Raw genomic sequence first — 21638 nt, 5'->3', positions numbered from 1 at the left:
GGCAGCCGCCACCACATACGGCCGCGCCGAGAGCAATCCGCACGCCTCCGACGCCGGCCAGGCGGCTGCTCGGCGTCGTTCGCCGTCGCCGAGCAGCCGCTCACACTCATGGCGCGAGCAGGTTCATGGGTGCTATCCGCGAGAGTGGGCGGCGGACGAGCCGACCCGAAGGCGAAGGAAGACCCACATGTCGGCAGAAGCGGGCGGCATGCCCGTAACGTGCCCAAAATGTAAGGCCATCTATCTGTGGGACGACCGGTCCAGTCGATGCAGCAGATGCAAGGCGCTGCACGACGGCGATCCCTACCGGCCGCCGACTCCTCCCAGGCCCAAGCGAGAACGGCCGAGGCGCTCAGCCGCCTGAGGCTCTTCCCTTCGCCGACGACACGGCGGCGGGTCGACTACGGGCTCACGCCACCGCAAAAGGCCCCTTGACCTTCGGTTTTCCGGGTCAGGGGGCCTCTTCGCGAAAGGGCGGCGGACGAGTCGGCCTATACGCCGGGTTCTGTCACCCGAGGTCCTTGCGGGCCTCGGGGAGACGGCCATCCATCTAGGACTGCCGTTGCCGGCAGCCTCGTGCGGTCTACCCGCGAACTCGGGCGGGCAGCCCTCGATCGTCCGCGCAGGGCCATCAGCCGATGGCCCCTCTTGACCTTGCTCCGGGTGGGGTTTACCTAGCCCTCCGAGTCACCTCGGAGGCTGGTGGTCTCTTACACCACCGTTTCACCCTTACCGGGACCGAGTGGTCCCGGCGGTTTGCTTTCTGTGGCACTGTCCCGCGGGTCACCCCGGGTGGGCGTTACCCACCACCCTGCCCTGTGGAGCCCGGACGTTCCTCGGGAAGATCCAAAGGATCTCCACGCGGCCGTCCGGCCGGCTCGTCCGCCGTAGCCACCATGCTACCCGCCCGGCTCATCCGGCCTTGACCTTGCCGTAGCGTCAACGTTTCTACTGGCGTCCATGAGGATCGGAGAGCTGGCCGCGCTGGCCGGCGTCAGCACGCGGACCGTGCGGCACTACCACCACCTCGGGCTGCTGCCCGAGCCCGAACGGCGGACCAACGGCTACCGCGAGTACGGCCTGCGCGACGCCGTGACGCTGGCGCGGATCCGGCGGCTGACGGAGCTGGGGCTCGGCCTGGACGAGGTCAAGGACGTCCTGGCCGACGACGACGGGCGGGCGCTGGTGGAGGTGCTCGCCGAACTGGACGCGGACCTGGCCCGCCAGGAAGAGGCGATCAAAGCCCGGCGGGCGCGGCTCGCGGGATTGCTGCGGCAGGCCGAGGAGGCGGGCGGGCTGCCCGCCGAGGGCCCGGTCTCCGAGCACCTGGCCGCGGTGTTCGCGAACATGGCGCGGGCGTCGGCGGAGCTCCCCGGCCCGGAACCCGCCTTCGCGGCCAAGGAACGCGAGGTGCTGGCGCTCATGGAGACGGCGGCCAATGCCGCGGGCCGGGAGCAGATGTCCGCCACGCTGCGGTCGGCCGCCGAGGCGCCCGGTGCCGTGGAGCGCATGTACGAGGCGTACGCGCTGCTCGACGCACTGGCGGAGGTGGAACCGGATGATCCCCGGGTGACGGAGGCGGCATGGGCCGTCGCCGAGTGCATCCCGGAGGAGATGGCCGCGGAGATCGCCAAGGCGGGAGCCAAGGCATGGGACGGCGCAGGCGCAGGCGCCGACGCCGGTGCGGACGCCCTGGGGCGGGTCGACGGTATGGGGGATCGCTTCATGGAAGCGCTGTTGGACGACATGGCGCCCGCACAGGCCGAAGCCGTGCGGCAGGCGATGCGGCTGGTGATGGAGAAGGAGTGGTGAGGCCGAGTGGGGAGGAGACGCCCGGAATCGAGACGGTCGGAATCGAGACGGTCGGAATCGAGACGGGGGGCATCGCGGCGGTGGGCATCGCGGCGGTGGGTGTCGAGGCGGGCGGAGGGCGGACGGTGCGGGACGGGCCGGGCGGGGACGAGACGGGCGGAGGGCGGGCAGTGCGGGACAGGGAGAGGGACGGGGACGGGGACGGGATGGGTCTGACGCGGCGGCTGCTCGTCCATGAGGGGAGGTGGCTGGGGAGCCTGGGGCTGTGGGTGGTGCGGCGGCGGGTCGGTGTCCGGGAGGGGGACCGGGTGCTGCCGTACGCCTCGGCGCAGGCGTCGATCATGCTCGGGCTCGCCTTCGTGTGCGTCGTCGAGACGGTCGGGATGGCCTTCCTCCTGGCGCCCGTCCCCGTGGCGCACGCGGTGATGCTGGTTCTGGACGTGTACACGGTGCTGATGGTGCTCGGTATCCACGCCGCCGCCGTCACCCGCCCGCACGTCCTGACGGCGGACGGGCTCCGCGTTCGGCAGGGGGCCCGGCTGGACCTGTGGATCCCGCTGGAGCGGATCGAGTCCGTCCGCCAGGACCTGCGCTTCCCCAAGATGGAGCGGGGCGCGACGGCGCCGGGCGTGCTGGAGGTGGCCGTGGCCTCGCAGACCTCCGTCACGGTGGAGCTGAGCGAGCCGGTGGTGGCCGGATGGCTGCTCGGCGGCTCCCGGGAGCAGGCGGTCACCACGGTCCGGTTCCACGCGGACGACGCGCGGGGCGCGGTGACGGCCGTCCGGGAGGCGGTGGAGCGGACCCGTAGGCTGCAACGGGGCAGCGCCCCGTCCCGTACGCACGAGGGACCTCGTACCGCCGCAGGAACCCCGTGACCGCCGTAGGGACTCGTACCGCCGTGAGGAGAAGACCGTGCTCGTGCTGTTGCCGCCGTCCGAGGGGAAGGCCCCGAGCGGGGAGGGCGCCCCGCTGGACCTGGGCTCGCTGTCCCTGCCGGGCCTGACCGGGGCCCGGGAGACGGTGCTGACGGAACTCGTCGAGCTGTGTGCGGCGGACGAGGCCAAGGCCCGCGAGGTCCTCGGTCTGAGCGAGGGCCTCAAGGGCGAGGTCGCCAAGAACGCCGCCCTTCGGAAGGCCGGCACGCGCCCGGCCGGCGAGATCTACACCGGTGTGCTGTACGACGCGCTGGGCCTGGCCGCCCTGGACGCGAAGGCGCGGCGGCTGGCGGAGTCCACGCTGCTGGTCTTCTCGGGGCTGTGGGGGGCCGTGCGGATCGGCGACCGGATTCCCTCCTACCGCTGCTCGATGGGCGTCAAGCTGCCCGGTCTGGGCGCTCTGGGCGCGTACTGGCGGGCTCCGATGGCGGAGGTCATGCCCGAGGCGGCGGGTGACGGGCTGGTGCTGGACCTGCGGTCGTCGGCGTACGCGACGGCCTGGCGCCCGAAGGGGGAGGTCGCGGCGCGTACGGCGACGGTGCGCGTTCTTCAGTCGAAGATCGTGAACGGGGTCGAGAAGCGCACCGTCGTCAGCCACTTCAACAAGGCGACGAAGGGGCGGATGGTCCGGGACCTGCTGACGGCCGGGGCTCAGCCTTCGGATCCGGGCGAGCTGGTGGACGCGTTGCGGGGGCTGGGGTACGTGGTGGAGGTCGCGGAACGGGGTGCGGGGGACCGCAAGCCGTGGGGGCTCGATGTGGTGGTGCGGGAGCTCTGAGAGCTCGCCGTGGCGGTGGGCCCACCGCGGCCGTTTGCGTCCGGCTGAACGGGATGGCCGCCCTGTGCGTATAACCGTGTGCGTATAGGCGAGCAGGTGGCGGCGTACCGGGCCCGTGGGGGCGGGCCCGGCCGGAACGGGAAACCGCGCGCCGCCCGGCCGTCCGACCCGCCCGTGCGGGAGTGACCCGAGTGGCTGGATCAGTGCGTCGTCGGTGCCTGATCGCCCCGCGCGGGCGGGGTTCTCGTGGCGGCAGCGTTCCCCTACGACAGCTGGCCGCAGCGTTCCCCTACGACAGCCAAGGTCGTTGCAGTATGCGCAACGGCCATTGCGAAGAACGCACCTCACCCCGCACCATGGCACCGTGACTACGCCTGCCCCCTCCCCCGCGTCCCCCGGCCCCTCCCTCTTGGAGCTGGCCCCCGTCATTCCCGTCGTTGTCCTCGATGACGCCGCCGACGCCGTGCCGCTGGCCCGCGCCCTGGTCTCCGGCGGGCTGCCCGCGATCGAGATCACCCTGCGCACGCCCGCCGCCCTGGACGCCATCCGCGCCGTGGCCGACGAGGTGCCGGACGCGGTGGTCGGCGCGGGGACGGTCCTCAGTGCCGGGCAGGTGACGGAGGCGGTCGCCGCCGGGGCGCGGTTCCTCGTGAGTCCGGGGTGGTCGCCGGCGCTGCTGGCGGCCATGCGGGCGTCCGGGGTGCCCTTCCTGCCGGGGGTGTCGACCGTTTCGGAGGTCGTGACGCTGCTGGAGGCGGGGATCACGGAGATGAAGTTCTTCCCGGCGGAGGCCGCCGGGGGGACGGCGTACCTGAAGTCGCTGGCCTCGCCGTTGCCGCGGGCCCGGTTCTGCCCGACGGGCGGGATCGGGGCGGCGTCGGCGCCGGACTACCTGGCGCTGCCGAACGTCGGGTGCGTGGGCGGCACGTGGATGCTGCCGGCCGACGCCCTCCGGGCCAAGGACTGGAAGCGGGTGGAGGAACTGGCCCGGGAGGCCGCGGCACTGGCGGGCTGACGCGGCCGGAAGCCGGAGGCCCGCCGGACCCCGCCGGGCCCCGCCGGTGGACCGGCGAAGCCGCCCGGCGAGGCAGTCCGTCCTCACCCCCGGCTCGGGTACCCCGACGACACGTCGGGCCGGCGCGGGCCCGGCAAGGAGGCGGCCTGGCGGACGGCCAGGTGGTGCTGGAGGCGGGCGTGCCGGAACTGGTAGACCGGGCCGACGCGGCGGAGGATGCCCAGGCGGTGGGCGTCGCGGAGGAACGTCTGGAGGCGCCACGGGACCCGGCGGCGGGCGGCCAGCCACAGGCGGGCGGCGCTGTAGTGGGTCCAGGCCGACGCGTTCAGGGCCACGACGAGGCTGAACGCCCAGGTGTTCAGGCACTGGGCGACGAGCTGCCACTCGGTGATGGACACCCAGTCGGTGCCGCCGAAGTAGACGAGGTTGCCGAACTGGGGCGGCAGCTCCGTCACCAGCACCGGCATGGTGACCGCGACGGCGCAGGTCAGGAACGCGAACGAGCGGTCGGCGCGGATGGCGTGCGACGGGGTCAGCACGTCGCGCCGGTCGCTGGAACCCTTCACCCACCGCAGCACCGCGAGCCCCGACCCGACGGCCGCGCCGCACGCCAGCCCGAGCACCGAGGCGTTGACGGAGGTCTTCAGGTCGCCGAGCCCCAGAGTGGAGGCGCAGGCGATCGAAGCGCCGATGAGGGCCGTCGTCAGGACGAGCGCCAGGGCGCGGGGCAGCCGGTGGCGCCAGCGGTGCAGGCTGAAATCGGCGCGGTTGGGCGTGTCGGGCGGCCGGGGCAGCCCGGCCACCAGCAGCACGAGGACGAAGTGGACCATGTTGTTGCCCAGCCGCCCCAGCGCCGTCTGCGCCTGGTGGAGCGGGCCCACCTCCCCGTAGGACGTCACGAGGTCGAACGACACGCTGACGCAGACGCCCACGGCGGCGCCGCACAGGGCGGCGAGCACGGCGGTGACCGGTACCCGCGTGACGCGGATCCAGGGCAGCCGGGCCCGCGCGAACAGCGCCCCCGCCACGATGACCGCGGCCGGCGTCGGAACGTTCAGGAAGATCCAGTTCAGCGTGCCCCCGCTCGCCTCCACCGGGTCGTAGCCCCAGGGCCGGCTCCGGGCGACCGCGCCGGCCAGGCAGACCAGCAGGGCCGCCGCGGCCGTCCACAGGGCCGCGCGGACCCACTTGGAGGTCAGGACGGGCACCGTCCGGTAGAGCTGCCACCAGGACAGGTCGTAGGTGCCCCGGAGGTGGAGCCCCGCCGCGAGGTGGGACAGGGTGCGCCGGGCGCGTTCCGGGTCCCAGCGCCGACCGGTCCGGTAGCGCAGCCTGGCCCGCCCGTACAGCGTGGGGACGAGGGCGTCCAGCAGGTGGTGTTCCACGGCGGCGGGGGTGGTGAAGCGGGTGGTGTCGGCGAGTTCGGCGGGGTCGCCGGGCGCGTCCACGTACACCGCGCGGGCCAGCGCCACCATGAGCGGGCTGGCGAGCACGCGGGCGGCCGGGGCCTCGGGGTCGGCGGAGAGGTGGTCGGCCAGCGCGTTCCAGCGCTGCTGGCGGGGGCCGGGCGGAGTGGCCAGGCGCAGGAGGGCGAGCGCGTCGTCCGGACGGACGGGGTGGGGGGTGATGACCGCGGCGCCTGACAGGACACCCGCTTCGGCCACGGCGGCGGTGTAGTCCGCGGTGCGGGAGGTGAGCACCATGGGGGCGTACGGGTCGTAGGTCTCGTTGAGGGCCGTGAGGACGGCGGCGCGGCCCTCTTCGGGTCGCTCGTCCAGGCCGTCCAGGACGGGCAGGAGGCGCTGCTCGGAGAGCAGGTCGTCGATCACGCTCGGCCCGTAGGCGCCGACGTCGCCGAGCACCGGGTAGTCGGTGGCGATCCGGTGCCGCAGCCACTCCACCAGGGTCTCCCGCGCGGGATCGAACGAGGCCAGGGAGAGCAGGACCGGTACGGGCTCCTCCGCGTCCCCCTCCCCGCGGTCGTGCAGGAGGGCGAGGGTGAGCAGGACGACGAAGGTGGTCTTGCCGGAACCGGCCGGACCGAGGACCGCCAGCCGGCGGCGGTTCAGCCCGCGGAAGGCGGTGGCCAGCGCCTCCGGCGAGTCGGCCCGGCAGGTGATCGGGATGCCGATGAGCTCCCGGTGGTCGCTGACGCCGGGGAGCGCGCTGTCCGTCCACAGGACGGACAGGGGCGCCGGGTCGTACAACTGCCGCAGGGCCGCCTCGTCCTGCCACTGCCGGCGCACCAGCCGCGCCAGTACCTCCGCCGCCTCCGCCAGCTGCGCCGGGCGCGAGCGCGCGGCGCGCGGATTGCGGCGCTCGGCCCATGCCGCCAGCCCGGCGAACAGGCCGACCACGGTCGCGACCAGCGTGCCGACGGCCCCGGCGTCGTCCCGGTCCCCCACCTTCCACACGGTCACCAGCGCGACGGTCAGTCCCCCGCACAACAGCCACGTCAGGACCCATCGCCGCCTCCACCGCCGCCATGACCGCATCTCAGCCCCTCGCCTCCCGTTCCGCCATCCGTACGGGTCAACGAGGTTCGTACGAACAGGTCACCGAATGGGCGCCCGGTCGGAGGACGGCGGGTGGGGCGGAGACCTCGGCGCTCCCCCTGCGCGGCCGTGCGCGGGCATGCCCGGGCGTACGCAGGGCCGCGCGGGGCTGGGCCGGTGGGTGGGGCTCGGGTGGGTTTCCGGTGCCGGTGAACGCCGGGGCGTTGTCCTCAATCGCCGGACGGACTGGGAAAGACCGGCTCTCGACCGTCCGCCCGCGATAACGGGCAAGCGCAACCGCCGGACGGACCCGAAGAAGCGAGTTCATCCACCGCCCGCCCAGAAAACAGCGAACGCGACCGTCACACGGACCCGAAGAAGCGGACCCGAAGAAGCGGATTCGTCCACCGCCCGCGACGACGCGCAAGCGCAACCGCCGGGTCGGGCGCGTCAGGGCAGGCGCCCACGCACCCCTCGGCGGCGGAAAGGCCACAGCCTCCCCGCCGCCCAGAAGCACGCACCTACCGCAGATGCCCCGTGTCGTTCAGCAGCCGCAGTGACGCGTTGCCGTCCGCGTAGTACGCCACGGCCGACAGGGACGCGGCGGCGAGTTCCATGCGGAACAGGGACTCGGGCGGGGCGCCCAGGGCCAGGCGGACCAGGGTCTTGATGGGGGTGACGTGGGTGACCAGCAGGACCGTCTTGCCCGCGTAGCGGGTCAGGAGCTTGTCGCGGGCCACCGCGACCCGGCGGGCGACCGCGGCGAAGGACTCGCCGCCGCCGGGAGGCGCCGCCTTGGTGGAGGTGAGCCAGGCGTTGAGCTCGTCCGGGTACCGGTCGCGGGCCTCGGCGAAGGTCAGGCCCTCCCAGGCGCCGAAGTCGGTCTCCCGCAGGCCGTCCTCGATCCGCACCTCCAGACCGAGCCGGGACGCGACGGCCTCGGCGGTCTGCCGGCACCGCTTGAGCGGCGAGCTGACGATGGCCTGGACGGTGCCGCGGGCGGCGAGCGCCGCGGCCGTGGCGGCGGCCTGCCGGTGCCCGGCGGGCGACAGCTCCGGGTCCTCGCCACCGCTGCCGGAGAACCGCTTCTGAGGGGTCAGGGCGGTCTCGCCGTGCCGCAGCAGGACGAAGGTGGCGGGCGTGCCGAGGTCGGCGGGGGCGGCCCAGCCGACCGGCGGCGTCGCGCCGCCCACCACCGTCTCGGCGGCCTCCGCGGCCTCGTCGGCGGCGCGCGCCGCGGCGCTGCGCGGCGGGGCGGTGGCGAGCGCCGAGGCGCCGCCGAGCGTCATCCGCTCCTCGTCACGCGCCGTGGCGCCGCCGAGGGACATCCGCTCACCGTCGGCCTCCGCCGTCCGGGACCCGGCGTCCAGGGCGGCGCGCGAGGAGCGCGGCTCCCACTGGCGGCCGGCCTTGCCCGCGTCCATGGCCTCGTTGGCGAGCCGGTCCGCGTGCTTGTTCTTCTCGCGCGGGATCCACTCGTAGGTGACCTGGCCGGGCGGGAAGACGGCCTTGGCCTCGGCGGCGAGCGGGCGCATGCTGGCGTGCTTGATCTTCCAGCGGCCCGACATCTGCTCGACGACGAGCTTGGAGTCCATCCGGACCCGGATGCTCGCCTCCGGGTCCAGTTCGTGGGCGGCCCGCAGGCCGGCCACCAGGCCCATGTACTCGGCGACGTTGTTGGTCGCGGTGCCGATGTAGGCGGCGGCCTCGGCCAGCGTCTCGCCCGTCACCGGGTCGATGACGACGGAGCCGTAGCCGGCGGGCCCCGGGTTGCCCCGGGAGCCCCCGTCGGCCTCGACGATGAACGTGCGCGCCACGCTTACAGGCCCGAGTCCGGCGTGCGGACGAGGATGCGCCCGCAGTTCTCGCAGCGGACGACCTTGTCGGCGGGCGCCGAGCGGACGTCGTTGAGCTCGGTGATGTTCAGCTCCAGGCGGCAGCCCTCGCAGCGGCGCTGGTAGAGCCGGGCGGCGCCGATGCCGCCCTGCTGGGCGCGCAGCTTGTCGTAGAGCTTGAGCAGGTCGGCCGGGATGTCGGAGACCGTGAGGCCGCGCTCCTTGGTGACCGTCTCGGCCTCGGCGTCAATCTCGGCGTAGGCGGCGTCCCGGCGCGCGACGGCGTCGTCCACCTTGGCCTGGATCGCCGCGACCCGCTCGGTCAGCTCCGCGACCCGCTCCTGGGCGGACTCGCGGCGCTCCATGACCTCCAGGACGACGTCCTCCAGGTCGCCCTGCCGCTTGGCGAGCGAGGCGATCTCGCGCTGGAGGTTCTCCAGGTCCTTGGGGGAGGTGACGGCACCGGAGTCCAGGCGCTTCTGGTCGCGGGCGGCGCGCTGGCGCACCTGGTCCACGTCCGTCTCGGCCTTGGACTGCTCGCGGGCGGTGTCGCTCTCCTCGGTCTGCGCGGCGACCAGCAGGTCGCGCTGCTGGGCGAGGTCGGCCTCCAGGGTCTGGATCTCGGCGAGCTCGGGCAGGTTCTTGCGCTTGTGCGCGAGCTGCGTGAGCCGGACGTCCAGGGACTGGACGTCCAGGAGGCGGATCTGGTCGGCGGGCGCGGCGTTCAGCGGGGGGCTCCTGTGGTGTTCGTCGGGGTGTGGTCGGTGGCGGACGCCGCGAAGGCGCCATCCGTGGTGGCGCCGGAGGTGTCCGAGGCCGCGTGGGCGGTCCAGGGGTCGGTGACCGTGCGGGAGACGTGCGTGCGCAGGTTCCAGCCGTGCCGGTCGGAGATCTCGTCGAGCTGCGCCGCGGCCTGCTCGCACCAGGGCCACTCGGTGGCCCAGTGCGCGGCGTCGACCAGGGCCAGCGGGGTGCGCTGGGTCGCCTCCGAGGCGGGGTGGTGGCGCAGGTCGGCGGTCAGGAACACGTCCACGCCGGCCGCCCGCACGTCGTCGAAGAGGCTGTCGCCCGAGCCGCCGGAGACGGCGACGCGGCGCACCTCGCGCTCCGGGTCGCCGGCGATGCGCAGACCCTGCGCGGTGGCGGGCAGCCGCTTGGCGGCGTACCGGCCGAATTCGGCGAGCGTCATGGGGTGGACGAGTTCACACACCCGCCCCAGGCCGCGGCGCCCCGCCGGGTCGCCCGGGTCCGGGACCAGCGGCCCCAGGACCCGCAGGTCCAGCGCGCCGGCCAGCGCGTCCGACACGCCGGGGTCGGCGGTGTCCGCGTTGGTGTGCGCGACGTGCAGCGCGATGTCGTGCTTGATCAGGGTGTGCACGACCCGGCCCTTGAAGGTGTCCGCCGCGACCGTCGTCGTCCCGCGCAGATAGAGCGGGTGGTGCGTGACGAGGAGGTCCGCTCCCAGGCGTACGGCTTCCTCGACGACCTCCTGGACCGGGTCGACGGCGAACAGCACGCGCTCGACCCCGGCCCGCGGATCGCCGCAGACGGTGCCGACGGCGTCCCACTGCTCGGCCCGCTCCGGGGGCCAGAGGGCGTCGAGCGCGGCGAGGACTTCAGACAGTGCGGGCACGGGTGGAAGGTTACCTCCCAGCCGTACCGGGGTGCCGGGGCGCGGGGCGACGGGGGCGCGAGCGCCCTCCTTCAGGCCGTCGGCCTCCTTCTCCACAGGAGCCCGCCTCCTCCATGAACAGGGGCCCGGCCCGAGGAAGTGAGGCACGCCTTACCCCGAGTACGCCCGAACGGAGCAGCACAAGCGCCCTCGATATCGCAGCGGAATCGGACAACCATCACTCTTCCGAGTACAGTGCCGCAACCTTCATTGATCGACTGGAAGTGCGAAAACTAGCTTCGGTCGGTAACTGGAGGTGACCACTCGATGACTGTCTGTGCCAACGAGTACGCCGCACCACTCGCCGGCTCGCACCACGCGGGGCTCACGATCGCCGCCGACGGCTCGTACGCCGCCCGGCTCGTCCGTCATGAGGAGACCGGGCACTGGTTCCCGGAGCGCTGGACGCTCGGCGGCCCCGAGCCGTACGCCGTCCCGCTTCCCGGCGACCGGCCCGAGGAGCCGGACAGCCGGCTGCTGGCGCTCGCCGACGGGCGGGTGCTGATCCTGCGCCGGGTCGCCGACCGCTGCACGCTCGCCCTGCTCTACCCCACCGGCCCCGGCACCGGCGAGTTGTCCCTGGGGGCCGTGCCCTGCCCCGACCTGACGCTGCTGCCGCCCGCGCCGGACGGCGCGCTCGCGTACGCGCTCGCGCCGGGTGCCCACTCGACGGCCGTCTGGCGGGTGCACGGCGGGAGCCACGGGCCGGAGAAGGCGGCCGAGGTGCCCGGACACTGCACCGGCGGCGCCTGGCTGGACCGCTCCGGCCGCCTGCTCGCGCTGGACCGGGAGCTGGCGGGCCGGACGAAGACGGTCGTGGTCGACCTGGGACGCGGCGGCGAGGTCAGCCCTCTGCTGGAGATCACCGCGGAGAGCGACGACCGGCTGCTGCTCGCCGACCCCGACAGCGGCCTCCTCCTCGTCCGCTCCGACGCCCCCGGCCACGAACGACTGGGCTGGGGCGTACTCGGCAGCACACTGCCGGTGCGCTTCCCCGAGTGCCTGCGGCTCGCGGACGCGGCGCTGCTGCCGTTCGCCGTCCAGCCGGGGCAGACGCTGATGCCGGAGAGCTGCGCGGTGGCGTTCCGCGTCGACGCGGCGTCCGGGACGTGGCTGGGCGTGTGGCGGCCCGCGCAGCGCGGACTGCGCCAGTTCCCCGCGCCGCCCGGCTGGCTGGCCGGGGCCGGACTGTGGACGACGGGCGGCGAGCTGCGGCTGCCGTTCGCCACGACGGTGGTGCCGTGCGGCGTGGCCCGGATGCCCGCCGCCACCGCCTCGGGCGACCGGCCGCCCGGCCCGCCCCCGGCACGCGAGCCCCGCTTCGTTCCGGTGACGTCGCCGGTGCGGCCGGGGGATCGGCGGGGAGCGGAAGGGGCGGAGGGGGTGGAGAGGGTGGAGACGCCGGGGGCCGGGGTGCCGGGGGCGGCGGCGTCCTCGTCCGCGTCCGTGTCCCCGCCCTCGTCCGCGTCCGCGTTCTCGTCTGTGTCCTCGTCCTCGTCCTCGTCTGCGGCGCCGGGTGGGGGCGCTTCCGTGGCTTCGGCCGGGGCCGTCCCGGTCCCTTCCGCGCGTCCTGTGCCACCTGCCGGGCGTTCTGGGGCGCCTGTCGGGGCGCCGACCGCCGCCGGGCCCTCGTCCCCCTCCCCCTCCCCCTCCCCCTCCCCGTCCCCCTCCCCGTCCTCACCCACTGCGACGCCGAGTGCCGGGCCGCGGCGGCTGCGTACCGTCCGGCTGGTCACCCGGGCGGCCATGCACCAGCCCCCTCCGCCGGTCGCCACCACGGGTCGCGAACCCGGCGGCGTCACGCCCCAGTCCGCGCCGTACAGACCGGTACCGCTCCAACAGGCACCGCTCCCGGACCGCGAGCCCCGCTGGGCTCCTCCCCTCGATGGGCTGCGGACGCACGAGGACCGGTGACCGGCCTGTACGGGGGCCGGTGACCGTCTTGTACGGGGGCCGACCACCCTGTACGAGGGCCGTCGGCCCGGATTCGTACGAGGACCGCCCGCCCACTCCGCACGAAGACCGGTGGCCGACCCCGTAAGGCTCGGCACCTCCACCATTAACCCCGGACTCCCCCACCGCGTCCCCGCTCGCCGGTGAGCCACACAGGCGGGGGCCCGACACCGGCACGCACCCACAAATCCCCTCCCCCACACGGCAACAGGGCCCGCCCGAACTCCGCGGACCACCCGATGAAAGGCCCTGCGGATGGTCCGGCAGGAATCCGGCGGAGCCGGTAGCCGGAGCCGGACAGGAATCCGTCGGAACCAGGAACAGTAGCCCGGAAGCAATCCGGCGGAACCGGTAGCCGGAACCAGGAACAGAAGCCCGGCAGGAGCCCGTCAGCAGCTCGTCAGGAGCCCGGTAGAACAAGATTTCGCACCCCGTTAGACTCTTCCGCCCGGGGCCGCGCGGCCGGTCCGACCGTCCGCCAACAGCGGTGACGTGACGGCCCCGACGCGTAGGCGACCAGCGCCGAGCGGTAGAAGCGGCAAGCGTTCCCACCGATCTGACGGAGTGACTGTTCCTATGTCCCAAGCCCGTACCGAACCGACCCAGGCGCGCCCGCAGCAGGCGACCGCCCAGGCCGCCGCGGCCCCGGGCTCCTCCTCCGCCCCGGGCCCCGGCGCCGACACGGGCTCGGGCAGGCACCGCGGCCCGGCCTCCACGGACGACGCCGCCACGTCCCCGAGCGGCCGGCACCGCCGGGCGTCGGAGCGGGAGATACAGCCCCAGGGCGTCTGAGCCCGGTCCGGTTCGCCGCCCGGCGGACCGTCACCACGAGGGTCGAGCACGTTCGCTCGGCCCTCTTTTTTTCTTTCGCGTACTCGGCCCTCTTTCTTTCGCGTAGGGCGGGACCGGAGGACGACGGCCAGGTGCCCCGCACGGCGGAGGCACCGCCCCTACCCGTGCTCCACCACCGTCTCCCCCAGCACCACCGCGTCCTCCCGCTCGGCCGCCGTGACCGACACCTGAATGCGGCCCGGTTCCGGGGCGTCCCGCCACATGCGCACCCGGAGCGTTTCCCCGGGGTAGGCGACGCCCGCGAACCGCGTCGTGTAGGCGCGCACCCGTCCGACGTCGCCGTCCAGCAGCGTGTCCACGACGGCCTTGAGCGTGACGCCGTACGTGCACAGCCCGTGCAGGATCGGCCGGTCGAACCCGGCCAGGGCGGCGAACTCCGGATCGGCGTGCAACGGGTTCCAGTCTCCGGACAGGCGGTACAGCAGCGCCTGGTCCTCGCGGAGGCGGCGCTCGGCGATCGCGTCGGGGTCCCGTTCGGGGAGGGCGAGCCGTTGCGAGGGGCCGCGTTCGCCGCCGAAGCCGCCCTCGCCGCGGACGAAGACCTGGCTCTCGCAGGTCCACAGCGGCCCGTCGGCGTCGGCGGCCTCCGTACGGAGCACGATGACGGCGGCCTTCCCCTTGTCGTACACGGCGGGGACGGTGGCGGTCTGCACGGCGCGGCCGTCGGCCGGGAGGGGGCGGTGCACGGTGACGGACTGTGCGCCGTGCAGCACGGCGGCCAGATCCACGTCGACGCCCGGCGCGGAGAGCCCGCCGAGCATCGCCATGCCGCCGCCGGCCACGGTCGCGAAGCTGGGCAGGACGTGCAGTCGGTCCTCCAGGGTGTAGCGCAGTTCGCGGGGGTCGGTGGCGGGGACGCCCGCGCCGATGCCGAGGTGGTAGAGCTGGACGTCCTTGTGGTGCCAGACGAGTTCGGTGGTCCGTGGCTCCGCGGAGAGGGCCTTGTCGGGATCGATGGGCATCGGGCGCGTCGCTCCTTCACCGCGGTGTGAAGACCCCGGCCCGGCCGTCCGCACCGTCGTCCGCGCCGGGGTCGTATCAGGGTCGGCCGCGACCGTCACAGGAACCGGGATCAGAGGCCCATGCGCGCGTTCGCGGCGGTACATCACGGACGGACGAACGCGGCGACGGGCTCACCTCTGAAAACGGCACCTGGAAACGGCCTCTAGAACTCGTTCTACTCGCAGCCGAGGGCTCCCATGTATAGCCGATCCCCCCACCCCCGGGAAGACCTCCGGACGCGATGGCGGGGCGGCGGGATGGCCAGAGGACCGAACGGCGGAAGGACGGGAGGACGGAACGGCGGGAGGACGGACAACAGCGCACGGCCCCGCCACGGCACGCCAGAGCGGACGACAACCGACGGCCCCGCCACGCCACGCCAGAGCGGACGACAACCGACGACCCAGACGCGTCACGCCACACCACGCCACACCAGGACGAGCCACAGCGCACAAACCACCTCCCCCGCCCCCCACCCATGACATTTGTCCCTGTCAGCCGCCCACATTCGCATCTGCCCAGCTCAAGCCCGTTCTCCATACCGTCGTCACCATGACGACGACGACAACCGGCAACATCCCGGCCCATGGGCTGGCGGCGGCCACCACGGCGGCGGCGCCCGGCGGGGCCGGGCCGGCCGCGGTGGCGTTCAGCGGAACCGTCCGGACCTACGGAGCCGTCCGCGCCGTGGACGGGCTGGACCTGGAGATCCGGCGCGGCGAGACGGCCGCGCTGCTCGGCCGCAACGGCGCGGGCAAGTCCACCACCATCAGCATGCTGCTGGGCCTGCTCCCGCCCACATCCGGCACGGTGCGGCTGTTCGGCGGCACGCCCGAGGAGGCGGTGCGCGCGGGCAAGGTGGGCGCGATGCTCCAGGACGGCAAGCCGATCCCCCGCGTGACGGTCCGCGAGCTGCTCGCCTTCGTCGCCTCGACGTATCCGCGTCCGATGGCGGTGCGGGACGCCCTGGAGCTGGCGGGGCTGGGCGAGTTGGGCGGGCGGCGGGTGGACCGGCTGTCCGGCGGCCAGGCGCAGCGGGTGCGGTTCGCGGTCGCACTGGCCGGGAATCCGGAGCTGCTGGTGCTGGACGAGCCGACCGCCGCCCTCGACGTGGAGGCGCGCCGCGCCTTCTGGCGCTCGATGCGGGCGTACGCGCGGCGCGGCAACACCGTCCTGTTCTCCACGCACTACCTGGAGGAGGCGGACGACAACGCCGACCGCATCGTGGTCATCGACCGGGGGCGGGTGGCCGCCGACGGCAGCGGCGAGGCGATCAAGCGGGCGGTGGGCGGGACGCTGGTCGCCTTCGACCTGGCCGGGGCGCCCAGTGAGGGGCTGGTGGAACTGCCCGGCGTGACCTCCCTGGAGATACGCGGCGACCGCGCGCTCCTGCGCTGCGCGGACTCCGACGCAACGGTCCTCGCCCTGGCCGAACGCGGTCTCGTAAGGGGCCTGAGCGTGACCCCCGCCAGCCTGGAGGACGCCTTCCTCTCCCTCACCGGCGCCGCCACCATCCTCGAAGGAGCCCGCTGATGCTCGGCTACATCCAACTGGAGATCCGCCGCACACTGCGCGACAAGACCTTCGTCGTCTTCGGCATCGGCATGCCGGTGGTCATGTACGTCCTGCTGACCAACCTCCAGTCGGACTCCGACGCCGCCTCGATGGACTGGAAGGTCGCCTCGATGGTCGGCATGGCCGCGTACGGGGCGCTCAGCGCGGCCATCGGTACGGGTTCCGGGGTCGCCGAGGACAAGGGCCTGGGGTGGCTGCGGCAGTTGCGGTGCACGCCGATGAGCCCGGGGCGGGTCGTCGTGGGGCGCGGGCTGACGGGTTCGGTGACGGTGCTGCCTGCGATCGTGGCGGTGCTGCTGGTCGGCGCGCTCCTCAACGGCGTGCGGCTGGACGCCTGGCAGTGGGGTGCGCTGGTGGTGCTGCTGTGGGCGGGCACCGCGCCGTTCACGCTGCTCGGCCTGGGCAACGGCTACCGGCTCTCCGGCCAGTCCACCGGCCTGGCCAACACGGGGTGCATGCTGGGCCTGTCCATCCTCGGCGGCCTGTGGTTCCCGGTCGAGGCGTTCCCCGGCTGGCTGCGCTCGCTGTCCCGGTGGACGCCGAGCAACCGCTTCGCCGACCTGGGCCGCAGCGTGACGGACGGCCACGCGCCGGGCCTGTCCACGGTGGCCGTCCTGCTGGTCTGGGTGATCGTGTTCGGCGGCTACGCGGTGTACGCGTACCGGCGGGCGGCACGGACGGTGTGATTCCGGGGCCGGGACGCGGTACGCGGACGGGGTGGGGACGCGGTACGCGGACGGTGTCGGGGCGGCGGGCGGCGAACGGCGGACGGGCCAAGGCAGGCACCCCGCCCCCCGCACTTGCCGACATCGCCGCCACCGTCCCCGTCCAGTAGGGCCCATGACCGGAACGCACGTACGATGCACGCCCACGCACAACCCCGCGTACCCGCACGCACCCCCCAACAACATCCCAACCACCCGACATCAAGCCACATCACGCCACACCACCCCGCACCACCCCGCAACATCCCTCACCACCACCAAGGGCGAAGAAAGCAGAGGAAGCAGCAGTGCCGAAGCGGACGCCCCTCCTCCACCGGTTCGGCGGCGAGCGCTCAGCCGGTGACGACCTGTCACCCCGCGACCGTCTGCGCCGCCGGCTCGACCGCGACCCGTTCGGCGACACGCCCTTCGGGTGCGTGGGCCACGGGCGGGCGGCCGACCCGATGGGCGGACCCGTCCACCCGCGCGACCCGAAGGACCGGGGTCCCAGGAGCTACACCCTGCTGCCCTGGCTGCTGATGGGCGTGGGCGCCCTGTCCAATCTCATCCAGGGCGAGGCGGGCAACCCGTGGCTGGCCGGCGCGGGGCTGCTCGCCTTCAACTCGCTCTACATCAGCGTCGTCATCCTGGCCTTCAACCCCCGCCTGCGGGACACCCGCCGCCCCCTCTACGCGCTGGCCGGCCTCGCGGTGATCACCTACACGATAGCCATCGGCTATGGCGGGAGCTGGCTGCAGTTCTTCCCGCTGCTCTCCCTGGCCTCCGGCGCCGTCCGCCCGCTGCGCGGCAAGCCGCTGACGATCTGGCTGGTCTTCCTGAGCGGGTCGGCCGGTTACCTGGCGGGCTGGGACGGCGATGGGTGGGACGGCATGGGCATCGGCTACGGCACCTTCCTGTCGGGGACCGTCACCGCCGCCGTCCTGAGCCTGTCCGACACCGTCCGGGAACTGCGCGCCACCCGCCAGGAACTCGCCCGCGCCGCCGTCGAGAAGGAACGCCTGCGCTTCTCCCGCGACCTGCACGACCTCCTGGGCCACACGCTGTCGGTCGTCGTGGTGAAGGCCGAGGCCGCCCGCCGCCTGGCCCCGCGCGACCTGGACGCGGCCCTGGGCCAGGTCGCCGACATCGAAGCGGTGGGCCGCCAGGCCCTCACCGAGATCCGCGAGGCCGTCACCGGCTACCGCGAGGGCAGCCTGACCACCGAACTCGACCGGGCCCGCTCGGCCCTGGAAGCCGCCGGAATCGAACCGGTCGTACGGCAGCACGGCCCGGCACTCTCCCCGCAGGCCGGGGCGCTGCTCGGCTGGGTCGTCCGCGAGGGCGTCACCAACGCCGTCCGGCACAGCGGCGCCACCCGCTGCGAGATCGAGGTCCGCGTCACCCCCGAAGGCGACCGCGCCCGCCTGACCATCACCGACGACGGCCGAGGCCCGGCCCCGGCCCCCGGCAAGACCCCCGGCACCCCCACCACCCCCGGCACCGGCCTCAAGGGCCTCACCGAACGCCTCTCCTCCGCCGGCGGCACCCTGGACGCCGGCCCGGACGGCCGCCACGGCTTCCGCGTCGTGGCCGAACTGCCGGTGGACGCGGAGGAGCCGGTGGGGGGCGCGCGGGCGGGCGGGTGAGCGGGGATGGCCCGCGGCCCCCACGGCCCCTGCACTGACGCTGCGTACGCTGAGCACATGTCTGAATCCGTCACCGATCGTTCCGATCGCCCCGACCCCGTGAAGGTCACGAAGGTCCTGCTCGCCGAGGACCAGGGGATGATGCGGGGCGCGCTGGCGCTGCTGCTGAACCTGGAGGCGGACATGGAGGTGGTCGCGCAGGTCGCCGCGGGGGACGAGGTGGTGGGGACCGCCCTGGAGGCACGGCCCGACATCGCGTTGCTGGACATCGAGTTGCCCGGGTTGAGCGGGCTGGACGCCGCCGCCGAACTGCGGCAGCGGCTGCCGTCCTGCAAAGTCCTGATCGTGACGACCTTCGGCCGCCCCGGCTACCTGCGGCGGGCCATGGAGGCCGGGGCGTCCGGGTTCCTGGTGAAGGACGGGCCGGTGGAGGACCTGGCGGCGGCGATCCGGCGGGTGCTGGCCGGCGAGCGGGTGATCGATCCCGGGCTGGCCGCGGCGGCGCTGAGCGCCGGTCCCAACCCGCTCACCCAGCGCGAGCGCGACGTCCTGACGGCGGCCGTGGACGGCGCGACCGTCGCCGACATCGCGGGCAAGCTGCACCTCTCACAGGCCACCGTGCGCAATTACCTCTCGGCGGCCATCGGCAAGACGGGCGCCCGCAACCGCATGGAAGCGGTGCGGGAGGCACGGCAGAACGGTTGGCTGTAGCCGGCGAGCGGGCGAGAAGTGCGGTGACACGATCGTCCGTCCGTCCGCCCGCCGCCTCTGCGGGAGGATGGTCACGTGCGTGAGCGTCCGCATCCCACCCCGTCTGCCGTCCACGGAACGGCCGGCGCCCAGGCCCGCCCCTCCGCGGCCATCACCCGCCAAGTCGAACGGAACAGCCTCGACGAACTGATCCAGGCGGCGGAGGCCGAGCACGGGCCCGTCACCCAAGAGGAAATCGACGTCCTGCGCGACCGACTGCACCGGGCCCGCCCACCCGAACAACCATGATCCCTACTCCCCCGACTCCTCACGGATGTACTCCGCGTACCCCTCCGCGGAAAGCAGCCCGTCGAGTTCCCTCCGATCCGCGACGCGGACAACGATCAGCCAGCCGTCGCCGTACGGATCGTCGTTGAGGTTCTCCGGGGTGTCGTTGAGGACGCTGTTGCAGGCGATGACGGGGCCGGTCACCGGCATGTAGACCTCGCTCACGGCCTTGACGGACTCGACGGAGGCGAAGGGCTCGGAGGCATCGAACCGGTCGCCCTCCTTGGGGAGTTCGACGTAGACGATGTCTCCGAGCTGCCGCTGGGCGTGGTCGGTGATGCCGATGGTGGCCTGGTCACCGTTGATCCGGACCCACTCGTGGTCCTTGGAGTACGAAAGATCCTCGGGGATGTTCGCCATGTGTGCGGACGCTGCCACCGCCGCATGGAGGAGGGAAGGGCTCCGGCGGAGGACCGGCCCGCCGCCTCACCCGTGTGCCGTGGTGTCCTCCCGGCGCCGCGGCATCGCGAAGAGCATGAGCAGGATGGCGACCAGCAGGATGGCGGAGCCCACGCGGAAGGCCATGCCGTAGCCGCTCGCCATGGCCGAGGCGCCGCGGTCGCCGCCGATGCGGGCTGCGGCCACGGTGGAGAGGATGGACAGGCCGAGCGCCCCGCCCATCTGGCGGGAGGTGTTGATCAGGCCGGAGACGAGTCCCTGTTCCGAGGGGGCGGCGCCGGACGTGGCCACGGAGGCGACCGGCGTAGCGGTCAGGCCCGCGCCGAGGGCCATCAGGATGCCGGGGCCCAGCAGCGTGCCCACATATGTGCCGTCGGCGCCCATCGCGCCCTGCCAGAGCATCCCGGCGGCGGATATCAGCGCGCCGGCGACGGCCAGCGTCTTGGCGCCGACGTGGTGCATCAGCCGTGGGGCGATCTTGGATCCGAGAACGATGCTGGTCGAGTGCGGGATGAAGGCGAGCCCGGCCTCCAGCGGCGTGTAGTGCAAGACGTTCTGCATGTAGAGCGAGAGGAAGTACCACATCGAGAACATCGCGGCACCCGCCAGCACCATCGCCCCGTTCGCCGAGGACACCGAACGCAGGCGGAAGAGGTTCAGCGGCATGAGGGGCGCCTTCGTCCGGGCCTCGACGGCCACGAAGACGGCGAGCACGAGCAGCCCGGCGAGCAGCGGCACGAGCGCGGAGGCCGCCGCCCAGCCGACCGTCTCCGTCCGCACGATGCCGAACGCGACGAGTGCCAGCCCGGCGGTCACCAGCAGGGCACCCGGGATGTCCAGCCGCCGGCTGTCGCCGCGGCTGCTCTCCGTCAGCCACACCATCGCGCCGACGAGTACCAGCGCACCCACCGGGACGTTGATCAGCAGCACCCATCGCCAGGACAGGTACTCGGTCAGCACGCCGCCCACCAGACCACCGACGGCACCGCCGCCGGCGCCGACCGCCGTCCAGGTGGCGATGGCGCGGGTGCGGGCCGCGCCCGCCGGGAACGACGTGGTGAGGATGGTGAGCGTGGCCGGGGACAGCACGGCGGCCCCCACGCCCTGAACGGTGCGGGCCGCGATGAGCTGCCAGGGCTCCTGGGCGAGGCCGCCCCCGAGGCTGGCGATCGTGAAGAGCGTCAGCCCCACGGCGAATATGCGCTTGCGACCGAAGAGGTCGGCCGCCCGTCCACCGAGCAGCATGAAGCCCGCGAACGTGATCACGTAGGCGTTCACGATCCACTGGAGACCGAGCTCACTCAGCCCCAGCCCGGTCCGCATGGCGGGCAGGGCCACGTTCACCACGGAAACGTCCAGAACGACCAGGAACTGCCCCGCGCACACGAGCACCATCACCAGCCAGGCGGGTGACGAAGCACGGCGTTCCGTTGCGGGCGGGGCTGCGGGGGCAGAAGTCGGTGGCATAAACCCCATGGTCGCATCGGGTTCTCGAACACTGCATCGGGATATGGTTCCGCCGTCCGGGGGAGGTGCGGCGTCCCGGGCGGGAGAGGATCGGCCCATTCCGCCATTCGGGGGCTGACGCAACGACTGGCCCGGCACCCGGAGCCACTCGCAACGACGACCCTCCACCCCACAAACAGCACCGATCAGGAACGGGCCACCCCATAGGTCTTTTCCACCCCCCACAAGGGGCGGACGCACAACCGACGGAAGGGGACGTCCCGGGGTGCCCCCGCAGCGGACTGGGGCGCGGCGGCCGGTGACCTACATAGCGTCGGGTAAGCGCAACTGCCGCGAGGAGGTACCCCGGGGCGGCCCCGACCCCAAAAACAACGAAGCGCCCGCCCCACACACCCCACCCCGCCGAAGGCGAAACACCCCCACCCACCAAAGGCGCAGCCCACAAACCACAAGGCACCCC

Annotated in this window: 18 protein-coding genes and 1 other RNA gene; 11 read left to right on the top strand and 8 right to left on the bottom strand. The window is 73.5% G+C overall.

Annotated features, from left to right (window positions below):
• Positions 1 to 478: 478 nt before the first annotated feature.
• Positions 479 to 881, bottom strand: an RNA gene (gene rnpB / locus ABZX96_RS20400) — RNase P RNA component class A.
• Between the two features lie 79 nt (positions 882 to 960).
• Between rnpB and ABZX96_RS20395 the strand changes: the two genes are divergently transcribed.
• From ABZX96_RS20395 to eda, 4 genes are all read left to right on the top strand, one after another.
• Complete coding sequence (locus ABZX96_RS20395) at positions 961 to 1812, top strand: MerR family transcriptional regulator (RefSeq protein ID WP_355546311.1); 852 nt, start codon at positions 961 to 963, stop codon at positions 1810 to 1812.
• Entirely contained in the window at positions 1806 to 2687 is an 882-nt protein-coding gene (locus ABZX96_RS20390) for a hypothetical protein (RefSeq protein WP_355546309.1), read from the top strand. The genes ABZX96_RS20395 and ABZX96_RS20390 overlap by 7 nt, the downstream gene beginning before the upstream one ends.
• A gap of 37 nt (positions 2688 to 2724) precedes the next feature.
• Entirely contained in the window at positions 2725 to 3525 is an 801-nt protein-coding gene (gene yaaA, locus ABZX96_RS20385) for a peroxide stress protein YaaA (RefSeq protein ID WP_355546307.1), read from the top strand.
• Positions 3526 to 3889: 364 nt separating this feature from the next.
• Positions 3890 to 4540: a bifunctional 4-hydroxy-2-oxoglutarate aldolase/2-dehydro-3-deoxy-phosphogluconate aldolase gene (gene eda / locus ABZX96_RS20380; RefSeq protein ID WP_355546305.1), complete on the top strand. Its 651-nt coding sequence runs from the start codon at positions 3890 to 3892 to the stop codon at positions 4538 to 4540.
• Positions 4541 to 4623: 83 nt separating this feature from the next.
• On the opposite strand, the gene ABZX96_RS20375 is transcribed toward eda, so the two are convergent.
• From ABZX96_RS20375 to ABZX96_RS20360, 4 genes are all read right to left on the bottom strand, one after another.
• On the bottom strand, positions 4624 to 6960 hold the full coding sequence (locus ABZX96_RS20375; protein WP_355546303.1) for an NACHT domain-containing protein: 2337 nt from the start codon (positions 6958 to 6960) through the stop codon (positions 4624 to 4626).
• Positions 6961 to 7556: 596 nt separating this feature from the next.
• The gene (locus tag ABZX96_RS20370) at positions 7557 to 8852 is read right to left on the bottom strand and encodes a bifunctional RNase H/acid phosphatase (protein ID WP_355546301.1); all 1296 of its coding nucleotides are present in this window, start codon (positions 8850 to 8852) and stop codon (positions 7557 to 7559) included.
• A 2-nt stretch (positions 8853 to 8854) separates the two neighbouring features.
• A complete protein-coding gene (locus ABZX96_RS20365) occupies positions 8855 to 9598 on the bottom strand; it encodes a C4-type zinc ribbon domain-containing protein (RefSeq protein ID WP_355546375.1) in 744 nt (247 codons plus the stop codon).
• Positions 9595 to 10503, bottom strand: coding sequence for a Nif3-like dinuclear metal center hexameric protein (locus ABZX96_RS20360; protein ID WP_355546299.1), 909 nt, complete (start codon positions 10501 to 10503; stop codon positions 9595 to 9597). The genes ABZX96_RS20365 and ABZX96_RS20360 overlap by 4 nt, the downstream gene beginning before the upstream one ends.
• A 306-nt stretch (positions 10504 to 10809) precedes the next feature.
• Between ABZX96_RS20360 and ABZX96_RS20355 the strand changes: the two genes are divergently transcribed.
• Both ABZX96_RS20355 and ABZX96_RS20350 read left to right on the top strand, forming a co-directional pair.
• A complete protein-coding gene (locus ABZX96_RS20355) occupies positions 10810 to 12456 on the top strand; it encodes a hypothetical protein (protein ID WP_355546297.1) in 1647 nt (548 codons plus the stop codon).
• A gap of 615 nt (positions 12457 to 13071) precedes the next feature.
• Positions 13072 to 13287, top strand: a complete 216-nt coding sequence (locus tag ABZX96_RS20350; RefSeq protein WP_355546295.1) for a hypothetical protein — start codon at positions 13072 to 13074, stop codon at positions 13285 to 13287.
• Between the two features lie 158 nt (positions 13288 to 13445).
• Here ABZX96_RS20350 and ABZX96_RS20345 read toward each other — a convergent pair whose 3' ends face one another.
• Positions 13446 to 14309, bottom strand: coding sequence for a MaoC/PaaZ C-terminal domain-containing protein (locus ABZX96_RS20345; RefSeq protein ID WP_355546293.1), 864 nt, complete (start codon positions 14307 to 14309; stop codon positions 13446 to 13448).
• A gap of 682 nt (positions 14310 to 14991) precedes the next feature.
• Here ABZX96_RS20345 and ABZX96_RS20340 point away from each other — a divergent pair.
• From ABZX96_RS20340 to ABZX96_RS20320, 5 genes are all read left to right on the top strand, one after another.
• Complete coding sequence (locus ABZX96_RS20340) at positions 14992 to 15882, top strand: ABC transporter ATP-binding protein (protein ID WP_355546373.1); 891 nt, start codon at positions 14992 to 14994, stop codon at positions 15880 to 15882.
• Positions 15882 to 16610, top strand: a complete 729-nt coding sequence (locus ABZX96_RS20335) for an ABC transporter permease (RefSeq protein WP_355546291.1) — start codon at positions 15882 to 15884, stop codon at positions 16608 to 16610. The genes ABZX96_RS20340 and ABZX96_RS20335 overlap by 1 nt, the downstream gene beginning before the upstream one ends.
• Before the next feature lie 482 nt (positions 16611 to 17092).
• A complete protein-coding gene (locus tag ABZX96_RS20330; RefSeq protein WP_355546371.1) occupies positions 17093 to 18274 on the top strand; it encodes a histidine kinase in 1182 nt (393 codons plus the stop codon).
• 57 nt (positions 18275 to 18331) lie between these two features.
• Positions 18332 to 18985 (top strand): response regulator transcription factor, encoded by a 654-nt coding sequence (locus ABZX96_RS20325; protein WP_355546289.1) that lies wholly within the window; start codon positions 18332 to 18334, stop codon positions 18983 to 18985.
• Positions 18986 to 19060: 75 nt separating this feature from the next.
• Positions 19061 to 19273, top strand: a complete 213-nt coding sequence (locus tag ABZX96_RS20320; RefSeq protein WP_355546287.1) for a hypothetical protein — start codon at positions 19061 to 19063, stop codon at positions 19271 to 19273.
• 3 nt (positions 19274 to 19276) lie between these two features.
• Here ABZX96_RS20320 and gcvH read toward each other — a convergent pair whose 3' ends face one another.
• Together gcvH and ABZX96_RS20310 are read right to left on the bottom strand one after the other, a co-directional pair.
• Entirely contained in the window at positions 19277 to 19672 is a 396-nt protein-coding gene (gene gcvH / locus ABZX96_RS20315) for a glycine cleavage system protein GcvH (RefSeq protein ID WP_355546285.1), read from the bottom strand.
• 66 nt (positions 19673 to 19738) lie between these two features.
• Entirely contained in the window at positions 19739 to 21187 is a 1449-nt protein-coding gene (locus ABZX96_RS20310; protein ID WP_355546283.1) for an MFS transporter, read from the bottom strand.
• Positions 21188 to 21638 lie beyond the last annotated feature (451 nt).

Source organism: Streptomyces sp. NPDC003077, assembly GCF_040611095.1.
In the GTDB taxonomy this organism is placed as follows: Bacteria; Actinomycetota; Actinomycetes; order Streptomycetales; family Streptomycetaceae; genus Streptomyces.
This window is presented reverse-complemented; position numbering and strand designations above follow the sequence as displayed.

What these genes read in the sequence shown, in the direction of transcription:
- ABZX96_RS20395 (WP_355546311.1), top strand. Translation starts at nt 961, where the DNA reads ATGAGGATCGGAGAGCTGGCCGCGCTGGCCGGCGTCAGCACGCGGACC.
- ABZX96_RS20355 (WP_355546297.1), top strand. Translation starts at nt 10,810, where the DNA reads ATGACTGTCTGTGCCAACGAGTACGCCGCACCACTCGCCGGCTCGCAC.
- ABZX96_RS20350 (WP_355546295.1), top strand. Translation starts at nt 13,072, where the DNA reads ATGTCCCAAGCCCGTACCGAACCGACCCAGGCGCGCCCGCAGCAGGCG.
- ABZX96_RS20345 (WP_355546293.1), bottom strand. Translation starts at nt 14,309, where the DNA reads ATGCCCATCGATCCCGACAAGGCCCTCTCCGCGGAGCCACGGACCACC.
- ABZX96_RS20335 (WP_355546291.1), top strand. Translation starts at nt 15,882, where the DNA reads ATGCTCGGCTACATCCAACTGGAGATCCGCCGCACACTGCGCGACAAG.
- ABZX96_RS20330 (WP_355546371.1), top strand. Translation starts at nt 17,093, where the DNA reads ATGGGCGGACCCGTCCACCCGCGCGACCCGAAGGACCGGGGTCCCAGG.
- ABZX96_RS20325 (WP_355546289.1), top strand. Translation starts at nt 18,332, where the DNA reads ATGTCTGAATCCGTCACCGATCGTTCCGATCGCCCCGACCCCGTGAAG.
- gcvH (WP_355546285.1), bottom strand. Translation starts at nt 19,672, where the DNA reads ATGGCGAACATCCCCGAGGATCTTTCGTACTCCAAGGACCACGAGTGG.
- ABZX96_RS20310 (WP_355546283.1), bottom strand. Translation starts at nt 21,187, where the DNA reads ATGGGGTTTATGCCACCGACTTCTGCCCCCGCAGCCCCGCCCGCAACG.